16 protein-coding genes and 2 pseudogenes are annotated in these 16,799 nt (G+C 74.6%); 8 read left to right on the top strand and 10 right to left on the bottom strand.

Going from position 1 to position 16,799, the window contains the following annotated elements; genetic code table 11:
• A pseudogene (locus tag G3I53_RS20440) lies at positions 1-674 on the bottom strand (hypothetical protein); the annotation flags it as partial.
• Positions 675-1,086: 412 nt separating this feature from the next.
• Here G3I53_RS20440 and G3I53_RS20435 point away from each other — a divergent pair.
• Positions 1,087-1,983: a DeoR/GlpR family DNA-binding transcription regulator gene (locus G3I53_RS20435; protein ID WP_164337261.1), complete on the top strand. Its 897-nt coding sequence runs from the start codon at positions 1,087-1,089 to the stop codon at positions 1,981-1,983.
• Between the two features lie 73 nt (positions 1,984-2,056).
• On the top strand, positions 2,057-2,527 hold the full coding sequence (locus G3I53_RS20430) for an SRPBCC family protein (RefSeq protein WP_164438630.1): 471 nt from the start codon (positions 2,057-2,059) through the stop codon (positions 2,525-2,527).
• A gap of 73 nt (positions 2,528-2,600) precedes the next feature.
• On the opposite strand, the gene G3I53_RS20425 is transcribed toward G3I53_RS20430, so the two are convergent.
• Positions 2,601-3,728 carry a PLP-dependent cysteine synthase family protein gene (locus tag G3I53_RS20425; protein ID WP_164336585.1) on the bottom strand — a complete coding sequence of 376 codons (1,128 nt, stop codon included), beginning with the start codon at positions 3,726-3,728 and terminating at the stop codon, positions 2,601-2,603.
• 333 nt (positions 3,729-4,061) lie between these two features.
• Between G3I53_RS20425 and G3I53_RS20420 the strand changes: the two genes are divergently transcribed.
• Together G3I53_RS20420 and G3I53_RS20415 are read left to right on the top strand one after the other, a co-directional pair.
• A complete protein-coding gene (locus G3I53_RS20420) occupies positions 4,062-4,385 on the top strand; it encodes a hypothetical protein (RefSeq protein WP_164336589.1) in 324 nt (107 codons plus the stop codon).
• Positions 4,386-4,580: 195 nt separating this feature from the next.
• Positions 4,581-5,126, top strand: a complete 546-nt coding sequence (locus tag G3I53_RS20415; RefSeq protein WP_192232187.1) for an ATP-binding protein — start codon at positions 4,581-4,583, stop codon at positions 5,124-5,126.
• A gap of 90 nt (positions 5,127-5,216) precedes the next feature.
• On the opposite strand, the gene G3I53_RS20410 is transcribed toward G3I53_RS20415, so the two are convergent.
• From G3I53_RS20410 to G3I53_RS20390, 5 genes are all read right to left on the bottom strand, one after another.
• Entirely contained in the window at positions 5,217-5,489 is a 273-nt protein-coding gene (locus G3I53_RS20410) for an SHOCT domain-containing protein (RefSeq protein ID WP_164336583.1), read from the bottom strand.
• Between the two features lie 186 nt (positions 5,490-5,675).
• Positions 5,676-6,098 carry a PPOX class F420-dependent oxidoreductase gene (locus tag G3I53_RS20405; protein WP_164336581.1) on the bottom strand — a complete coding sequence of 141 codons (423 nt, stop codon included), beginning with the start codon at positions 6,096-6,098 and terminating at the stop codon, positions 5,676-5,678.
• A gap of 118 nt (positions 6,099-6,216) precedes the next feature.
• Positions 6,217-7,224 (bottom strand): NAD(P)-dependent oxidoreductase, encoded by a 1,008-nt coding sequence (locus G3I53_RS20400; protein ID WP_275404167.1) that lies wholly within the window; start codon positions 7,222-7,224, stop codon positions 6,217-6,219.
• 55 nt (positions 7,225-7,279) lie between these two features.
• The gene (locus tag G3I53_RS20395) at positions 7,280-8,518 is read right to left on the bottom strand and encodes an ROK family protein (protein WP_164351511.1); all 1,239 of its coding nucleotides are present in this window, start codon (positions 8,516-8,518) and stop codon (positions 7,280-7,282) included.
• A 36-nt stretch (positions 8,519-8,554) separates the two neighbouring features.
• A complete protein-coding gene (locus tag G3I53_RS20390; protein ID WP_164336571.1) occupies positions 8,555-9,205 on the bottom strand; it encodes an alpha-ketoglutarate-dependent dioxygenase AlkB in 651 nt (216 codons plus the stop codon).
• 95 nt (positions 9,206-9,300) lie between these two features.
• Between G3I53_RS20390 and G3I53_RS20385 the strand changes: the two genes are divergently transcribed.
• A complete protein-coding gene (locus tag G3I53_RS20385; RefSeq protein WP_164336573.1) occupies positions 9,301-10,434 on the top strand; it encodes a methyltransferase in 1,134 nt (377 codons plus the stop codon).
• Here G3I53_RS20385 and G3I53_RS20380 read toward each other — a convergent pair.
• Entirely contained in the window at positions 10,424-11,326 is a 903-nt protein-coding gene (locus G3I53_RS20380) for a class II fructose-bisphosphate aldolase (protein ID WP_164336575.1), read from the bottom strand. The two genes, G3I53_RS20385 and G3I53_RS20380, sit on opposite strands and share 11 nt — an antisense overlap.
• An 80-nt stretch (positions 11,327-11,406) precedes the next feature.
• Positions 11,407-12,288 (bottom strand): sugar isomerase, encoded by an 882-nt coding sequence (locus G3I53_RS20375; RefSeq protein ID WP_164438629.1) that lies wholly within the window; start codon positions 12,286-12,288, stop codon positions 11,407-11,409.
• Between the two features lie 151 nt (positions 12,289-12,439).
• Here G3I53_RS20375 and G3I53_RS20370 point away from each other — a divergent pair, with 151 nt between their 5' ends.
• Positions 12,440-13,219 (top strand): DeoR/GlpR family DNA-binding transcription regulator, encoded by a 780-nt coding sequence (locus G3I53_RS20370; protein WP_164333202.1) that lies wholly within the window; start codon positions 12,440-12,442, stop codon positions 13,217-13,219.
• Between the two features lie 96 nt (positions 13,220-13,315).
• Positions 13,316-15,187, top strand: a complete 1,872-nt coding sequence (locus tag G3I53_RS20365; RefSeq protein WP_164333203.1) for a glycoside hydrolase family 15 protein — start codon at positions 13,316-13,318, stop codon at positions 15,185-15,187.
• A gap of 3 nt (positions 15,188-15,190) precedes the next feature.
• Here the strand turns inward: G3I53_RS20365 and G3I53_RS20360 are convergent, their stop codons facing one another.
• Positions 15,191-16,204, bottom strand: coding sequence for a DUF748 domain-containing protein (locus tag G3I53_RS20360; RefSeq protein ID WP_164333204.1), 1,014 nt, complete (start codon positions 16,202-16,204; stop codon positions 15,191-15,193).
• 266 nt (positions 16,205-16,470) lie between these two features.
• On the opposite strand from G3I53_RS20360, the pseudogene G3I53_RS20355 reads away from it, so the two are divergent.
• Positions 16,471-16,799 (top strand): annotated as a pseudogene (locus G3I53_RS20355) (phosphatase PAP2 family protein); the annotation flags it as partial.

Here is a 16,799-nt window from a genome sequence, read left to right as displayed (position 1 = left end):
GTCAGCAGCCCGGCCGCGGTGTGGGCGGCCCGCAGGCGGGCGCCGAGGCGGCGGCCGTACCAGAAGCCGGGGCGGCCCAGGGCGGTGCCGGTGTCGCCCTCCCCGGGTCCGGCGCCGGGGTCGGCGGTGAGCGGCTGCTGGGACTCGTAGGCGCTCCAGGTGCGCAGGGAGAGGTACCAGAGCAGTCCGGTCAGCGCGGTGGGCACCAGGGCGGCGAGGGCGAGGCGGCGGCCGGGTGAGCTCCACCAGCCGCCGTCGGACATCTCGGGCGAGAGGAAGCCCAGCCAGGAGTGGCGGGCGGCGCAGGCACCGGTGCCCGCGCACTGCCAGGCGGCGAGGTCGAGGGCCACCTCGCAGGCGGCGGCGACGAGCAGGACCGTCAGGCTGAGCCCGGCCAGCCGTACCAGCACGCCGTACAGCCGGACGGTGCGGGGGCGGTTCCGGGCGGTGGGGCGCATCCAGTGGGCGAGGTTGACCACCATGAACGGCAGTAACAGCAGCCACAGGGCGCGGGTGCCGTTGCCGGAGGTGAGGTTGCACCAGACGTAGGCCTCGGGGATCGGCCCGTCGCGCCGTGGGGTGGGGTGCCGCTCGGCGTCGACGTCGTCGGCCCGGCGGAAGACGGCGGCGATGTCGTCGCCGGTCACCCGGACCGTGCGGGGGTCGTTGAGCATCGCCTCGGGGGTGGTGCCGCCCACCCCGTGGACGAGGAGTTCCAGGGCGGCGCCGGGCTCCCCGGGCCGTGCGGCGGGGACCTGCCGTCCCTCGCCCGGTCTGTGTTCCTGCGCGTGTTCCACTGCCTCGCACTTCCCCCGTGACACGTCGTCGGCTCCGTCCGTGCGGGCACAGGATGTCCTGCGGCGGAGCGGCTCACACCTCCCGTCACGCAATCTCCCCGATCCGTGTGACGAAGGGGTCACGGACGGGACGGGTGTGACGTGTGGGTGGCGATCCGCCGGTGGCGCCGGGCGGGGCCGGTCATGGGAGGATGGAACGTCCGCGCACCGGGGCCGGGTGGCACGCGCTCGTCGCCGCGGGTGTGCCGGGCGTGTCGGACGGTTACGCGGCGAAAGGACCGGAGCGTACGTGAGCGAGAATCAGAACCTCCTCGCGGAGCAACGACGCACCCTGATCCTGGACGAGGTCCGCCGCCGGGGCGGGGTCCGGGTCAACGAGCTGACCCGCAGGCTCGGGGTGTCGGACATGACGGTCCGCCGCGACCTCGACGCGCTGGCCCGGCAGGGCGTGCTGGAGAAGGTGCACGGCGGCGCGGTCCCGGTGGTGGAGGCCAGCACCCACGAACCCGGTTTCGAGGCCAAGTCGGGCCTGGAGCTGAGCGCCAAGGAGGACATCGCGGGGGCGGCGGCCGAGCTGGTCCCCCCGGGCGCGGCGATCGCCCTGTCGGGCGGCACCACGACGTTCGCGCTGGCGCACCGGCTGCTGGACGTACCCGACCTGACGGTGGTCACCAACTCGGTGCGGGTGGCGGACGTCTTCCACGCGGCGCAGCGCACCTCGGGGCCGCGTCAGGGCGCCGCGACGGTGGTGCTGACGGGCGGGGTGCGGACCCCGTCGGACTCGCTGGTGGGGCCGGTGGCCGACCAGGCGATCGCCACGCTCCACTTCGACCTGCTGTTCCTCGGCGTGCACGGGATATCCGCCGAGGCGGGCCTGTCGACGCCGAACCTCGCGGAGGCCGAGACGAACCGGCGGCTGGTGCAGTCGGCCCGGCGGGTCGTGGTGGTCGCCGACCACACCAAGTGGGGCACGGTGGGCCTGAGTTCGTTCGCCTCCCTGGACGAGGTGGACACCCTGGTGACCGACTCCGGGCTGCCGGACCGGGCCCGGCAGGAGGTGTCGGAGCGGCTGCGCCGGCTGGTGGTGGCGGGCGAGGCGGAGGAAGCGGAGGAGGCCGCCGCGCCCGGTACCGCGGCCGGCGACGGGTCCGACGAGGGGGCCGCGGACGGCGGCCGGGCCTCCTGAGGGGACGCGGCGCCCGTGCCGCACTAGGCTGACTCCCCCGTCAATGCCGCCGACCGTCAAGGGAGTTGTGGCCATGGCTCACCGTCTGCGTCCCGTCGGGACCGGCTTCGTGGGGAGCGCGCCGGTCCGGCTGGTCTTCGAGCGGGACCTCTCCGCCGCACCGGATCCGGTCTTCCGCGCGCTGGCCGAGGACGTGCCCGGGTGGACCGCGTGGTTCGGTGCGGTGACCCTGGCCCGGCCGACGGACGGGGGCGCGGGCCGCGAGATCCGGCTGCGCGGCGGCCTCCGCTTCCGGGAGACCGTGCTGGCGGCGGAACCGGCCGAGGTGTACGCCTACCGCGTCGACGTGACCAACGCGCCGGGAGCCCGTGCCCTGGTCGAGGAGTGGCGGCTCGCCCCGGCCGGGACGGGGACGCGGGTGCGCTGGACGTTCGCCGCCGACGGCACGGCGCCCTTCCGGGCCGCGCTGAAAGCCGCCCGGCCGGGCCTCGCGCGGGCGTTCCGCGACGCGATGACGGCCCTGGACCGCCGGCTCACCGCCTAGGTGTGTTGTCCGGACAGCACGCCTAGCCCGGCCGCCGGGCCCCGCTCACGCCGGTCCCCGCCGCCGCGCCGCGTCAGTCCCGCCAGACGCCGGTGCGCAGCAGGGAGTCGAGGGCGTCCGCGTACGGCGCGATGTCCAGCCCCTGTGCGGCCAGCCAGGCGTCCGAGTAGTAGCGGTCGAGGTAGCGGTCCCCCGGGTCGCACAGCAGGGTCACCACGCTGCCGTGCCGTCCGGCGGCCACCATCTCCGCGACGATCTTCAGGGCGCTCCACAGGCCGGTGCCGGTGGAACCGCCCGCCCTGCGCCCGATCGCCCGCTCCAGGGCGCGCACCGCGGCGACGCTCGCCGCGTCGGGCACCTTCATCATCCGGTCGATCGCGCCGGGCACGAAGCTGGGCTCCATCCGGGGCCGGCCGATGCCCTCGATCCGGGACCCCTGCTCGCAGCTGACGTCCGGGTCGCCGGTCGTCCAGCCGTCGAAGAAGCAGGAGTTCTCCGGGTCGGCCACGCAGATGCGGGTGTCGTACTGGAGGTAGTGCACGTAGCGGGCCAGGGTCGCGGAGGTGCCGCCGGTGCCGGCGGTGGCGACGATCCACTCGGGCTCGGGGAACCGTTCCAGTTCGAGCTGGCGGAAGATGGATTCGGCGATGTTGTTGTTGCCCCGCCAGTCCGTGGCGCGTTCGGCGTAGGTGAACTGGTCCATGTAGTGGCCGCCGGTCTCCGCCGCGAGGGCGGCGGACGCCTCGTACATGGTGCGGGGGTCGTCCACGAAGTGGCACCGGCCGCCGTGGAACTCGATCAGGCGGCACTTCTCGGCGCTGGTCGTGCGCGGCATGACGGCGATGAAGGGCACTCCGATCAGTTTCGCGAAGTACGCCTCGGAGACGGCCGTCGAGCCACTGGACGCCTCGATCACCGGCCGGCCCGGACGGATCCAGCCATTGCACAGGCCGTAGAGGAACAGCGAGCGGGCGAGCCGGTGCTTGAGGCTGCCGGTGGGGTGCGTGGACTCGTCCTTGAGGTAGAGGTCGATGCCCCAGTGCTCGGGGAGCGGAAAGCGCAGCAGGTGCGTGTCGGCCGAGCGGTTGGCGTCCGCCTGGACCCGGCGCACGGCTTCTTTCAGCCAGCCTCGGTAGGCGGTGTCGGTGCGGTCGACGTCGAGGGTGACGTCCGCGAGGGTCGGTGGTGGGGGAGTGCTCACGGCGGGGCTCCTTACGCTGAGCGCCGACGGCGTCTCACGCGGCCGGTACACCGATCATAAGCACCGTCCGCACCACTTCTCACCTGCATAAACGTAGCTTTGGGGGCCTCAAAGGGGCCGCTGGGGGGCGGGGGCGCGAAGGGGTGGGGGCGCATTGGCGCGAGTGCTTCGCGCGCCCGTGGAAGGGGGAGCGCGCGTACTGGTGCTCGACGGCGCACGGGGGCAGACTGCACCGGCGGGAGGAACCCCGGCCGGGGGACACTGGTGGGGGGCATGAGCCGGACCGTCGTCCCGGGGTCCGGCACACCGACGCGCAACGAGGGGGCGTGCGACATGGCGGAGCCGGAGTTCACGGCCACGGGCGTGCGGATCGGGAAGCGGCTGCGTTCGCTCACGAGGGCCGGACAGGTCCGGATCAGCGACGGGCGGCTGGAGTTGCTCACCAGTTACGGCACGGAGATCGACAGTGCGCCGGTGCAGGCCGTGCGCGCCTCCCGCCCCTGGTTCGCGCCGGAGGACCGGGCGTTGGCGGACGTCAACGGCACGCGGTACTCGCTCACCCTCGGTGATCACGACCCCGCGCCGGGCGAGCCGGGGCCCCCGGCGGCACGCCGCTTCATCGAGGCCGTGCGGCGGGCGGCGGGGCGCGGCGACTGAGATGTCCGCGAGTTGCGCCACCTCACCCCGTGCGTCACGCTGGTCACACGTCACTCTGGGTTTACCGGCGATAACGCTGCGAACCAGCCCGCCGGCCACGACAGCAGGCGGCAGCGTCACGCAGGCATCCTGCTGGATCCGTACTCCGTGTTCTTCCGGACGCCGAACCGGACCTGACATCGGGGAGTCGCAGCCGTGATCAGTCACCCAAGCAGACAGTGCACGGTGGAGCTCCAAGCCCTGCCGTCGCGGATCGGACAGGTCCGCAGAATCGTATCTGCACAGTTGCGTTACTGGCATATGGACTGCCTGATCGACCGGGCCTCGCTCGGCGTGACGGAACTGCTGTCCAACGTCCACCGGCACGCCCGGCCCGACAAAACGTGCACCGTCGAGATGGAGCTCCTGCTCGACCGGCTCAAGGTCTCGGTGCACGACCACGATCCGCGCCTGCCCGTGGTGGCGGACGCCGGCCCGCTCGCGACCTGCGGCCGGGGGCTGGCGATGGTGGCCGCGATGAGCGAGAGCTGGGGCGCGCTGCCCGACGGCGACTGCGGCAAGGTCGTGTGGTTCACACTGCCGACGCCCGCCGTGACCGCCGCCCCCGTCCCGGCCCGGCTCCCGCGGCTGAACGGGGCGGAACGCCCCGCGCCCCGCTTCACGGAGGTCGCGCTGGCGGAACACGCCACCGAGGGCCACCGGCCCGAACCCGCTCCCGCCCGGTCCGCCGTTCCCGGCTGACCGGGCGGTGACCTTCTCTCCGCGAGGACGGGGGCCGCCCGGCGCCGACGGCTGCCCACGGGCGGCCGCCGGTCCGGCGCCGGGCGTCGCTCAGCCCTTGCCGGAGCGGCCGAACTGCTCGTCCAGGACGGACAGTCGGCGCCAGTACTCGTCCTCGTCGATCTCGCCGGAGGCGAAGCGGTGGCCGAGCACGGTGAGCGGTGAGTTGTCGTCGCGCGCCGCCGGACGTCCGGGGCCGCGCCGTCCGTGCCCCGTGCGGCGGAACAGCGCGAGGCCGCCGCCGATGACCAGGGCCCAGAACAGGGGGAAGAACAGGATCCACGGGCCGGGCCCGCCGTCGCCGAAATGCGCCAGGGTCTGCATGGTCGTTCAACTCCTCGAAGAGCGATGTCCGTCGTGCTGGTCCGTCGCTTTCGAGAGTGGCCCCGCAGGGCCCCCCGGGACGTCGTACGGCCGTCGGCCGTTGCCGTACCTCCCGGGGAGTACGCCGCTCCCCCGCGGCTGCTCCCCGGCCGGGAGCGGCCCGGGAGCAGCCGGAGGGGCTCCGGTTCAGGAGGAGGGCTGTGCGGTGTCCTTCATCCGGCCCCAGCCGTGCCAGCGCTCGACCTCGACCCAGGCGCTGACCCGGGCGCGTTCCCGGTTCGGGTACGGGTCGCCGGTGTAGTGCCGCGCGAGGCGGTCGATGTCGGCCAGGTCCTCGTCGTCCCGCATCTCGGCGACGCGGCCGATCAGGGTGACGTGGGTGTACCAGTCGTCCTCGGCCAGCACGGTGAGGGTGACGCGCGGGTCGCGGCGCAGGTGCTTCAGGCGGACGCGTCCCTCGTCGAGGTTGAGCAGGACGCGGCCGTCCTCCCACAGGTACCAGGTGGCCGTGGAGACGGGCGAGCCGTCGGAACGCAGGGTGGCCATGACGCAGGGGTTGGCGCGGCGCAGCAGGTCGACGGCCTCGGCGGGCAGCGGGGGCTTGGACACGGTGAACTCCTCGGTCTCGGTCGTACGGGTGGGGGACGGGGTCGGCTCAGTCGGTCCGGCCGGCTCGGTCGGTTCGGTCGGTCCGGCCGGCTCGGTCAGCTAGGTCGGTTCGGTCGGCTCAGGCGGTTCGGTCGGCCCGGTCGGCTCGGTCCGGGAAGCTGGCGTAGTACGCGGCGGCCATGTCCTCGTCGCCGTGTCCCTGGGCCGCCGCGCGTTCCAGGCGTTCGGCGCTCGCCGCGGCCACGTCCAGGCGGGCGCCGTGCCGGTCGCCGGCCCGCACGATCAGCCGGGCGTCCTTGGCCGCCGTGGTGACCGCGAACTGGGCCGGGGACAGCTGTCCGGAGCGGATCAGGCCGGCCTTGGCGTGCAGGTAGCCCATGTCCAGCGGGCCGCCCGCGATGAGGTCGAAGAAGCCGTCGGGATCGACGTCCAGGACCTCGGCGAGGGCGAGGGCCTCGCCGACGGCGGAGGTGGCTGCGAGGACCCAGCTGTTGACCACCAGCTTGAGCCGCGTCGCGCCGGCCTCCGCGCCGTCGTCCCCGGTCCACACGGTGCGGGCGCCGACCGCGTCGAAGACGGGCGTCACCGTGTCCCGGCCCTCGGCCGGACCCGCGGCGAGCACGGTCAGCTGCCCGGCCTCGGCGGGCTGCCGGGTGCCGAGCACGGGGGCGTCGTAGAAGACCAGGCCGTGCTCGCGGGCGAAGGCGGCCAGTTCGGTGACGCCGTCGAGTCCGGCGGTGGTGGACTGGGCCCACACCGTGCCGGGCCGCAGGGCGGGGGCGGCCTGCCGCATGGTCTCCAGGGTGACGGGGCCGTCGTGGAGCATGGTCAGCACGACGTCGGCGGTGCCGACCGCCTCGGCGGGGGTGTCCGCCACCTGGATTCCGTCGGCGGCGAGGGGTTCGGCCTTGGCGCGGGTGCGGTTCCAGGCCCGGACGGTGTGTCCGGCGCGGGCAAGGTTGCGGGCCATCGCCGCGCCCATGATGCCGGTGCCCAGGACCCCCACGGTGAGCTGGTTGTCGGTCATGACGTCCGCTTTCTGTCGTTCGGCCGGGCCGTCCCGCGTGATCCGTGTCCGGTACCCGGTTCTGCGTGGTGCGTGCGTGCCGTGTGCGGTGGCCTCCAGCCTGCCCGGTCCACGCGCTCCCGTGCCGTCGCCGGGCCGAGGCCCGGGCGTCCCTCTACGCGAGGGCGCCGAGGGGGTCGTCCAGGACGGGCTGCCAGGCGAGTTCGGCGGCGCCGACCAGGCTGTTGTGGGCCAGCGTGCAGGGCAGGATGGGGACGCTGCCGCTGCGCCCCCACAGGCTGCGGTCGGCGACGACGGCGCGCAGCCGGTCCGGGTCGGCGTCCAGTAGCGTGCCGTGCAGGCCGCCGAGGATGATCCGGTCGGGGTTGAGGATGTTCACCAGTCCGGCCAGGCCCAGGCCCAGGCGGTCGATCAGACTCTCCGCGGCGGCGCGGACGGCCGGGTCGTCGTAGTGCTCGCGGATCAGGGTGTCGGCGTGCTTCAGCAGGGACACCTCGGGGCCGGGTGCGCGGCCGGCCGCGGTCAGGAAGGCCAGCGGGTCCGTCTCGACGTCGAGGCAGCCGCGGCTGCCGCAGTGGCAGGGCCGGCCGCCGGAGCTGACCGGGAGGTGACCGACCTCCAGGGCGAGTCCGGAGCTGCCGGAGTGCAGTCGGCCGTCGAGGACCAGCGCGCCGCCGACGCCGCGGTGGCCGGTGGCCACGCACAGCAGGTCGCGGGAGCCGCGTCCGGCGCCGTGCCGGTGTTCGGCGAGGGCGGCGAGGTTGACGTCGTTGGCGGCGAAGGCGGGGCCGTCGAGTCCGGCCGCGCGCACCTGCTCGGTGAAGATCTCCCGCACCGGCGCCCCCGCGGGCCAGGCCAGGTGCAGCGGGTTGAGGGCCAGCCCTTCCGGTTCGGCGACCGCGGACGGGACGGCGAGCCCCGCTCCGACGCACCGGCGCCCGGTCTCGCGGAGCAGTTCCGCGCCGGCCGCCACGACGGATCCGAGCACTTTCGCCGGGTCGGCGTCCACCACCTCGCAGCCGGGCGTGGTGGCGACGATCCGGCCGCCGAGCCCGACCAGGGCGGCGCGGAACCCGTCGGCGTGCACCTGCGCGGCGAGGGCCACCGGGCCGTCCTCGGCGACCGCGAGGCGGTGGGAGGGGCGCCCCTGGGAACCGGCCGCGGCGCCGGGGCGCGCGTCCACCCGGATCAGGCCCAGTGCCTCCAGTTCGGCCGCGACCGCCCCCGCGGTGGCCCGGGTGACGCCGAGTTCGGCGGTGAGGACCGCGCGCGTGGGGGCCCGGCCCGTGTGGACGAGCTCCAGGGCGGGACCGAGCGCGCCGCGCCCCCGGTCCAGACGCGCCCTCGTGGTGGTCCCCTTCCCCGGCGTCCCGGGGTCCGCGTTGCCGCTCATGGGGGAGAGTCTTCCATGATCCGCGCCCGGGCCGGATTACCGGCCGGAGATCCGGAGCGTGATGTTCAGCCGTCCGCTCAGGCCCAACTCCGCTGGTGCGGTGCCCCCGTGCACACGGGGTACCCCGTGGTACGCGAGCCGTGACGGGCCGCCGAAGACGAACAGGTCGCCGCTGCGCAGCTCGACGTCCGTGTAGGGGCGGGTGCGGGTGGCGGTGTTGCCGAAGCGGAAGACGCAGGTGTCGCCGAGGCTCAGCGACACCACCGGGGCGTCGGCCCGTTCGTCGCTGTCGCGGTGCATGCCCATCCGGGCGTCGGCGTCGTAGAAGTTGACCAACGCGATGTCGTAGTCGGCCCCGCCGGCCGCACCGGCTCCGTAGGCGTCGGTGACGGCGCGGCGGCCCAGGACGCGGAGGCGGTCCGGGAAGGGTTTCACCGGGGCTCCGTCGCCGTCGACGACGGTGCGGGCGTAGCCGTAGGGGTACCAGTGCCATCCCAGGCAGACCTGCCGGGCGGACATGGTGCCGCCGCCGGGGGTGCGGACCGTGCGCAGTCCGGCGGGCGGGCGGGCCCACTCCCGGCACGCCTCCAGCAGTGAGCGCTGCTCCCCCGCGTCCAGCCAGCCCGGCAGGTGCACCGCGCCGGGCGCGATCTCGGCGCGGTCCCTGGGGAACAGCTCGGGGTCCATGCACCCATGGTGCCGGACCGGGCCTGAGCTGCGGCTCGGCCGGTGCCGGGGCAGGCCTGTCGGGGTACTAGCCTGTGGGCACGATGGACGACCGCATGACGACGCCGTGGGGTGCGCCGGCGCTGACCCGCTTCCCCGAGGATCCGCGCGACCGGCTGCGTGCCTGGGACGCCTCCGACGCGTATCTGCTGAGGTACCTGGACCGGGAGGGCATCGCGCTGTCCGGCACGGTCGTGGTGGCCGGGGACCGCTGGGGCGCGCTGGTCACGGCGCTCGCCGCGCACCGGCCGACGCAGATCACGGACTCCTGGCTGGGACAGCAGGCGACCCGGGCCAACCTGGCGCGCAACGGCGTGGAGCCCGGCACGGTCGAGCTGCTCACCACCCAGGACCCGCCGCCGGCGCGCGTCGACGTGCTGCTCGTGCGGGTGCCCAAGAGCCTGGCCCTGCTGGAGGACCAGCTGCTGCGGCTGGCGCCCGCCGTGCACGAGGACACCGTGGTGATCGGCGCCGGCATGGTGAAGGAGATCCACACCTCCACGCTGCGCCTGTTCGAGCGGATCCTCGGCCCGACCCGGACCACGCTCGCCGAGCAGAAGGCGCGGCTGATCCTGTGCACCCCGGATCCGGCGCTGGAGAGGCCGGACAACCCCTGGCCGTACCGCTACGCGCTGCCCGACGGCATCGGCGCGGTGTCCGGGCGGCCGGTCGTCAACCACGCCGGGGTGTTCTGCGCCGACCGCCTCGACATCGGCACCCGGTTCTTCCTGCGGCACCTGCCGCCCGCCGGTGACGGCGCCCGGGTGGTGGACCTGGGCTGCGGCAACGGCGTGGTCGGTACGGCGGTGGCGCTGGCGCAGCCGCGGGCCGAGGTGCTGTTCGTGGACGAGTCGTTCCAGGCGGTGGCGTCCGCCGAGGCCACCTACCGGGCCAACGGCGTGCCGGGGCACGCCGAGTTCCGGGTCGGCGACGGGCTCACGGGCGTGCCGGACGGCACCGTCGACCTGGTGCTCACCAACCCCCCGTTCCACTCCCACCGGGCGACCACGGACGCCACGGCGCGGCGGATGTTCGGCGGTGCCCGGCGCGTGCTGCGGCCGGGCGGCGAGCTGTGGGTGATCGGCAACCGGCACCTGGGGTACCACGTGCGGCTGCGGAGGCTGTTCGGCAACTGCGACGTCGTCGCGTCCGACCCGAAGTTCGTGGTGCTCCGGGCCGTCAGGAAGTGAGCGGGTCCCGCCGCGCGGGGGGCCGGTGCGCCGTGGGCTCCGCCGTGCCGAGCGCGCGGACGATGTCCGCGACCGCGCGGGCCATCGCCTCGCGGCCCACGGTGAGATAGCGGCGGGAGTCCACGGCCTCGGGGTGTGCGGCGAGGTACTGCCTGATCGCGCCGGTCATGGCGATGTTCAGCGCGGTGCCGACGTTGACCTTGGCGATGCCGCCGGCGACGGCCGCGGCGAGTTCCGTGTCGGGCAGTCCGGACGAGCCGTGCAGCACCAGGGGCACGTCCAGTCCGGCGGAGAGCCGCTTGAGCAGGGCGTGGTCGACGGACGCGGTGCGGGTGGTCATGGCGTGGGTGGTGCCGACCGCGACGGCCAGGGCGTCCACGCCGGAGTCGGCGACGAAGGCGCGGGCCTGGTCGGGGTCGGTGCGGGCGCCGGGCGCGTGGGCGTCCAGCGGGGGCCTGCCGTCCTTGCCCCCGATGTCGCCCAGTTCGGCCTCGATCCACAGCCCCCGGGCGTGGGCCCAGTCGACGGCGGCCCGGGTGGCGGCGAGGTTCTCGGCGTAGGGCAGCCGGGCGGCGTCGTACATCACGGACCCGAATCCGGCGTCGGGGGCCTGGCGCAGCAGGGCGTCGCTCTGCACGTGGTCGAGGTGCAGGGCCACGGGGACGGCGGCGCGTTCGGCGGCGGTCACGGCGGCGCGGGCGAGCGGGAGGAGGCGGCCGTAGCGGAACCTGACGGCGTTCTCGCTGACCTGGAGGACGACGGGGGCGTTCACCGACTCGGCGCCGGCGATGACCGCCTCGATGTGCTCCAGCGTGATGATGTTGAAGGAGGCGACCGCCGAGCGGGCGCCGGCGGCGCGGGAGACGAGCTCACCGGTGGTGGCGAGGGGCACGGCCGGTCCTTTCCGGGGGGTGGCGGGTCGGGGCCGGGCGCCCGGTGCGGGCGGCTCGGCGGCATGCTCCGCGGGGCGGCTCAGGGCGCGAGGACGACCGAGCGGGTGAGGTGGCGGGGCCGGTCGGGGTCGAGTCCGCGGGCGGCGGCGACGGTCACGGCCAGCCGCTGGGCGCGGACGAGTTCGGCGAGCGGGTCGAGCGCGCCCGCCACCCACAGCGCTCCGGTGTCCCGCACCTGACGGGCCAGGCCGTCGGGGGCGTCGCCGATCATCCAGGTCGCCGTGCCTGAGGTGCTGATGCTGATCGGCCCGTGCCGGTACTCCATCGCCGGGTACGCCTCCGTCCAGCACAGGGCGGCCTCCCGCATCTTGAGCGCCGCCTCGTCGGCCAGGCCGACGGTCCAGCCGCGCCCGAGGAAGGTGAACTGGCCGCAGTCCGCCAGCCCTTCGGGCAGGGGTTCCGCCAGGGCGGTCCGGGCGTCGTCGGCCACGCGGTCGGTGTGCAGGCCCAGGTGGGCCCGGAGCAGGGTGAGGGCCGTGGTGGCGAACCGGGTCTGCACCACGGAACGTTCGTCGGCGTGGTCGAGGACGACCAGGCCGTCGGCGGCCTCCCGCACCGGGGCGGCCGGGTCGGCGGTGACGGCGGTGGTGCGGGTGCTCCCCCTCAACCGGCCGAGCAGTTCCAGCACTTCGGTGGTGGTGCCGGACCGGGTGAGGGCGACGACCCGGTCGTAGGCGCGGGTGTGGGGGAACTCCGAGGCGGCGAAGGCGTCCGTCTCCCCCTGCCCGGCGCCCTCGCGCAGGGCGGCCGCGGCCCGGGCCATGTAGTACGAGGTGCCGCAGCCGACGATCGCGACCCGCTCCCCCGGCACCGGCAGGACCTCCCGGTGCCCGGCCGCCGCGTCGGCGGCGCGCGTCCAGCACTCGGGCTGGCTGTTCAGTTCGTCCTCGACATGCGTCACGGCCGTGCACCCCCACCGGTCGGATGATTGTTCTTGCAAGATAGAGCGAAGTTTCGAGCAGAATCAAGCATCCGGCGGCGGATCGTCGACCGCGGCCCGTGGGCTAGGGTCACCGTCGGACACGCGACGACAGGCACGGACGGGAGGGCGGATGGCGCGGGACGCCCGCTGGCAGACGCTGCTGGAGCTGCTCGGGGAGCGGGGCCGGCTGGACGTCGAGGAGGCGGCCGCCGAGCTGGAGGTGTCGGCCGCGACGATCCGGCGGGACCTGGACCGGCTGGCCGAGCAGCAGATGCTGGTGCGCACCCGGGGCGGCGCCGTCGCGCACGGCGTGTCCTACGAGCTGCCGCTGCGCTACAAGACCGCGCGTCACGCCTCGGAGAAGCAGCGCATCGCCAGGGCCGTGGCGGACCTGGTCACGCCGGGCGAGGCGGTCGGGCTGACCGGCGGCACGACGACCACGGAGGTCGCCCGGGCGCTGACGGTGCGCACCGACCTGGCGTCCGGGGCACCGGCGCTGACCGTGGTGACGAACGCGCTGAACATCGCCAACGAGCTGGCCGTGCGGCCGCAGTTCAAGATCGTGGTGACGGGCGGGGTGGCCCGCCCGCAGTCCTACGAGCTGACCGGGCCGCTCACCGACGGAGTGCTGGGGCAGGTCACGCTGGACGTCGCGGTGCTCGGCGTCGTCGCGTTCGACGTCACCCACGGCGCGGCGGCGCACGACGAGGCGGAGGCGGCGGTCAACCGGCAGCTGTGCGAGCGGGCGGGCCGCGTGGTGGTGGCCGCCGACTCCAGCAAGCTGGGACGGCGGGCGTTCGCCCGGATCTGCGCGGCCGGATCGGTGGACACGCTGGTCACGGACGCGGCGGCCGCTCCGGAGACGGTGCGCGCCTTCGAGGAGGCGGGACTGCGGGTCGTCGTGGTGTGAGGGGGCGTCGCGGGCGCGTCGCGCGCCGGGCCGGGTGCGGCCCGGAAGCCTACGCTGGGCAGAGGGCGCCACACGCGCCGGGCCAGGGAGGCTGCGATGGGCGCTACGACCGCCGGGGCAGACGGGACCCCTGGGGAGCGGGCCGGCGACGGACCCGGGGGCGCGGGCGGCCCGCGCTACGTGCCGATCGCCGACCACGGGCTGATCGGTGATCTGCGCACCGCGGCCCTGGTGGCCGTCGACGGCACCATCGACTGGTACTGCTGCCCGGCCTTCGACGCGCCCAGCGTGTTCGCCTCGCTGCTGGACGCCGACCGCGGCGGCTGCTTCGAGCTGGCGGCGGCCGTGCCCGCCCGCAAGAAGCAGTTCTACTTCCCCGACACCAACGTGCTGATCACCCGCTTCTACACCGAGGACGGGGTCGGCGAGGTGCAGGACTTCATGCCGGTGTCGCAGGACCCCGCCGAGAGCAGCAGGCACCGGCTGATCCGGCGGGTGCTGTGCGTGCGCGGCACCGTGCCGTTCCGGGCGCGGGTGGCACCGCGCTTCGACTACGGCACCCGGTCGCACACCCTGCGCAAGGACGGGGAGGTGACGGTGTTCGAGTCCGAGCGGCTGTCCCTCGGGCTCAACGCGACCGTCCCGCTGACCTGGGACGGGGTGGACGTCACGGCCCGGTTCGAGCTCACCGAGGGCGAGACGGCGGTGCTCGCCCTGGACCACCTCGGGGAGGGCGTGGCCCCGCGGGGGTGTGCGCACACCGAGGCGGAGGACCGCTTCGAGGCGACGGTGCGCTACTGGCGGCGCTGGCTGGCCGCCTCCCGCTACCGGGGCCGCTGGCGGGAGATGGTGCACCGCTCCGCCCTCACGCTCAAGCTGCTCACCTACGCCCCGACCGGCGCGATCGTGGCGGCGCCGACGACGAGCCTGCCGGAGGAGATCGGCGGGGAACGCAACTGGGACTACCGCTACGTCTGGGTGCGCGACGCGGCGTTCTGCGTGTACGCGCTGCTGCGGCTGGGGTTCTCCGAGGAGGCGGAGGCGTTCATGGGGTTCGTGTCCCGGCACATCAGCCCGGGGGACGGCGCCCCGTCCGGCCCGCTGCAGATCATGTACGGCATCGACGGCCGTACCGACCTGTCCGAGGCCGAGCTGGCCCATCTCGAAGGGCATCTCGGCTCGGCGCCGGTGCGGGTGGGCAACGCGGCCGCCGAGCAGTTGCAGCTCGACATCTACGGGGCGCTGATCGACTCCATCTACCTGTACGACAAGTGGGCGGAGCCCGTCTCCAGCGAGCAGTGGGACCACGTGTGCGCGCTGGTGGAGTGGGTGGGCGCGCACTGGGACCAGCCGGACGAGGGGATCTGGGAGACCCGGGGCGGGCGCCGGAAGTTCCTTTACTCGCGGCTGATGTGCTGGGTGGCGATCGAGCGCGCCATCCGCATGGCCCACCGGCGGGGACTGCCCGCCGACCTGCCCCGCTGGCAGGCGTGCCGGGACACCATCTACCGGCGGATCATGAGCCACGGCTGGTCGGAGGAGCGGGGCGCCTTCATGCAGCACGAGGACGGGGACGTGCTGGACGCGGCCGTGCTGATGATGCCGCTGACGAAGTTCATCGCGCCGACCGACCCGAAGTGGCTGCGCACCCTGGCCTCGCTCACCGAGGAGCTGGTGTCGGACTCGCTGGTGTACCGGTACGACCCGGGTGTCAGCCCGGACGGGCTGCGCGGCGGTGAGGGCACCTTCTCGATCTGCTCGTTCTGGTACGTCGAGTCGCTGACCCGGGCGGGCCGGCTGGACGAGGCGCGGCTCGCCTTCGAGAAGATGCTGACGTACGCCAACCACCTCGGCCTCTACGCCGAGCAGATCGGTCACGGCGGGGAGCAGCAGGGCAACTTCCCGCAGGCGTTCACCCATCTGTCGCTGATCAGCGCCGCGTTCAACCTGGACCGGGCGCTGGGCTGACGCTCAGTGGCCGTGGCCGTCGGCGGGGTCGTGGCCGCCGTCGGACCCGGGGTGCTCCGGCGTGGCGCCGTCCGGGTCGGCGGGCTGAGTGTCCGGGTCGGCGGTGGAGGTTCCCGGTGTGCCGGTGTGCACGGTGAAGGCGGCGGTGCGCACGACGCCGTCGTGCCGGAAGTCCAGGAAGAGCCGGTAGCTGCCGCTGCTGGGCGCGGTGGCCGTGAAGGAGACGTCCGGTCCGGGCTTCGTGGTGCCGTCGCCGGGCTCGCCGTGGGGGTGGACGTGCAGGTAGGCGAGGTCGCCGGAGCGCAGCGCCACCAGGTGGCCGTAGGCGCCCAGGTAGGGCTGGAGGTCGGTGACGGGCCGGCCGTCCCGGGAGACGGTGAGCCGGAGGTCGCTCGCCCGGCCGGGGCGCAGGGTGCCGGTCAGCCGGACCTCGTAGCCGTCGACGTGTGCGGTGGCGCCGGCCTCGGGCAGGGCGCGCGGCCGGTAGGGGCCGGAGACGGCGAGGTCGGCGCCGAGGGTGAGGTTGCGGGCCCCCTGCCGGGCAGGGGTGAAGTCCGCGAAGATCCGGTAGCCGCCGGCCCGGGGCAGGTCGGCGGTGGTGCTCCAGGTGCCGTCGGCGGCGCGCTGCGGGTGCAGGTGACGGAAGGTCAGCAGGTCGCGTGAGGCCACGATGAGGTGCAGTTCCTTGTCGTGCTCGCGACGGTAGTCGGTGACGGTCCGGCCCTGGTCGTCCCGGATCCGGAAGCGCAGCTGCGCCGGTTCCCCGGCGCGGGCGCGCGGGGTGTCCAGGTCGAGGGCGTAGCCCTGCTCGGAGATCTGGAGTCCGCCGGCCGGGGAGGTCCCATGGCCGGCGTGGCCGCCGCCCTCGGGGTGCGCCGACGCCCCGGAGTGCTTCTCGTCGTGCGCCGGGGGCCGGTCCGCGACCGCCGGCTCCAGGCTCTGGCCCACACCGTAGGCCGTGCCGAACGCGGCGGCCAGGGCGGCGGCGAAGGCGGTGATCCTCAATCCGGTGTTCATGGCCGTCTCTCCTCGGGATCGGCGCCGGTCACTCGCGGTCGAGCCCGGCTTCCACCCTTCGAGTACATACCCCCCTGGGGTATTGCGTCAAGTCGGATCGCCGACGGATCGAATACGGGCAGGGGGTATGCCGACCAGCACGGTGTCCGACCGGTGTGGATCATGCGTACGGTGGGCACCTGGTGATTCCCGGCCCCGGCGCGGGGACGCCGGACACGCGGGCCCGTCCGCGCCCCTGCTCACAGATGCCACCGCGGGAGAGACAGATGAGCGAGCCGACCCCCCACGACCAGGACGCCACCCGTCCGCTCACCACGCCCGTGCCTCCCTCCGACGGGCTGCGCAGGGTCGCGTCCGCGGTGCTCGGCGACCTCCGCGCCGTGGACGGCGCCCTGTACGCGGCGGTCGCGGCCACGCCCACCCCCACGCTCGACCGGGCCCTGCGGCGGCTGTCGCACGCGGCCGACCACTCGAAGATCTCGTTCGCCATCGCGGGCGCCCTCGCACTGGGCGGCTCCCGGCCGCGCCGGGCGGCGCTGGCCGGCGTCGGCGCCGTCGCGGTGGCCTCCGCCTCCGCGAACCTGCTCGGCAAGCG

The sequence above is a fragment of the Streptomyces sp. SID14436 genome (genome assembly GCF_010548465.1).
Classification (GTDB): Bacteria; Actinomycetota; Actinomycetes; order Streptomycetales; family Streptomycetaceae; genus Streptomyces.
This window is presented reverse-complemented; position numbering and strand designations above follow the sequence as displayed.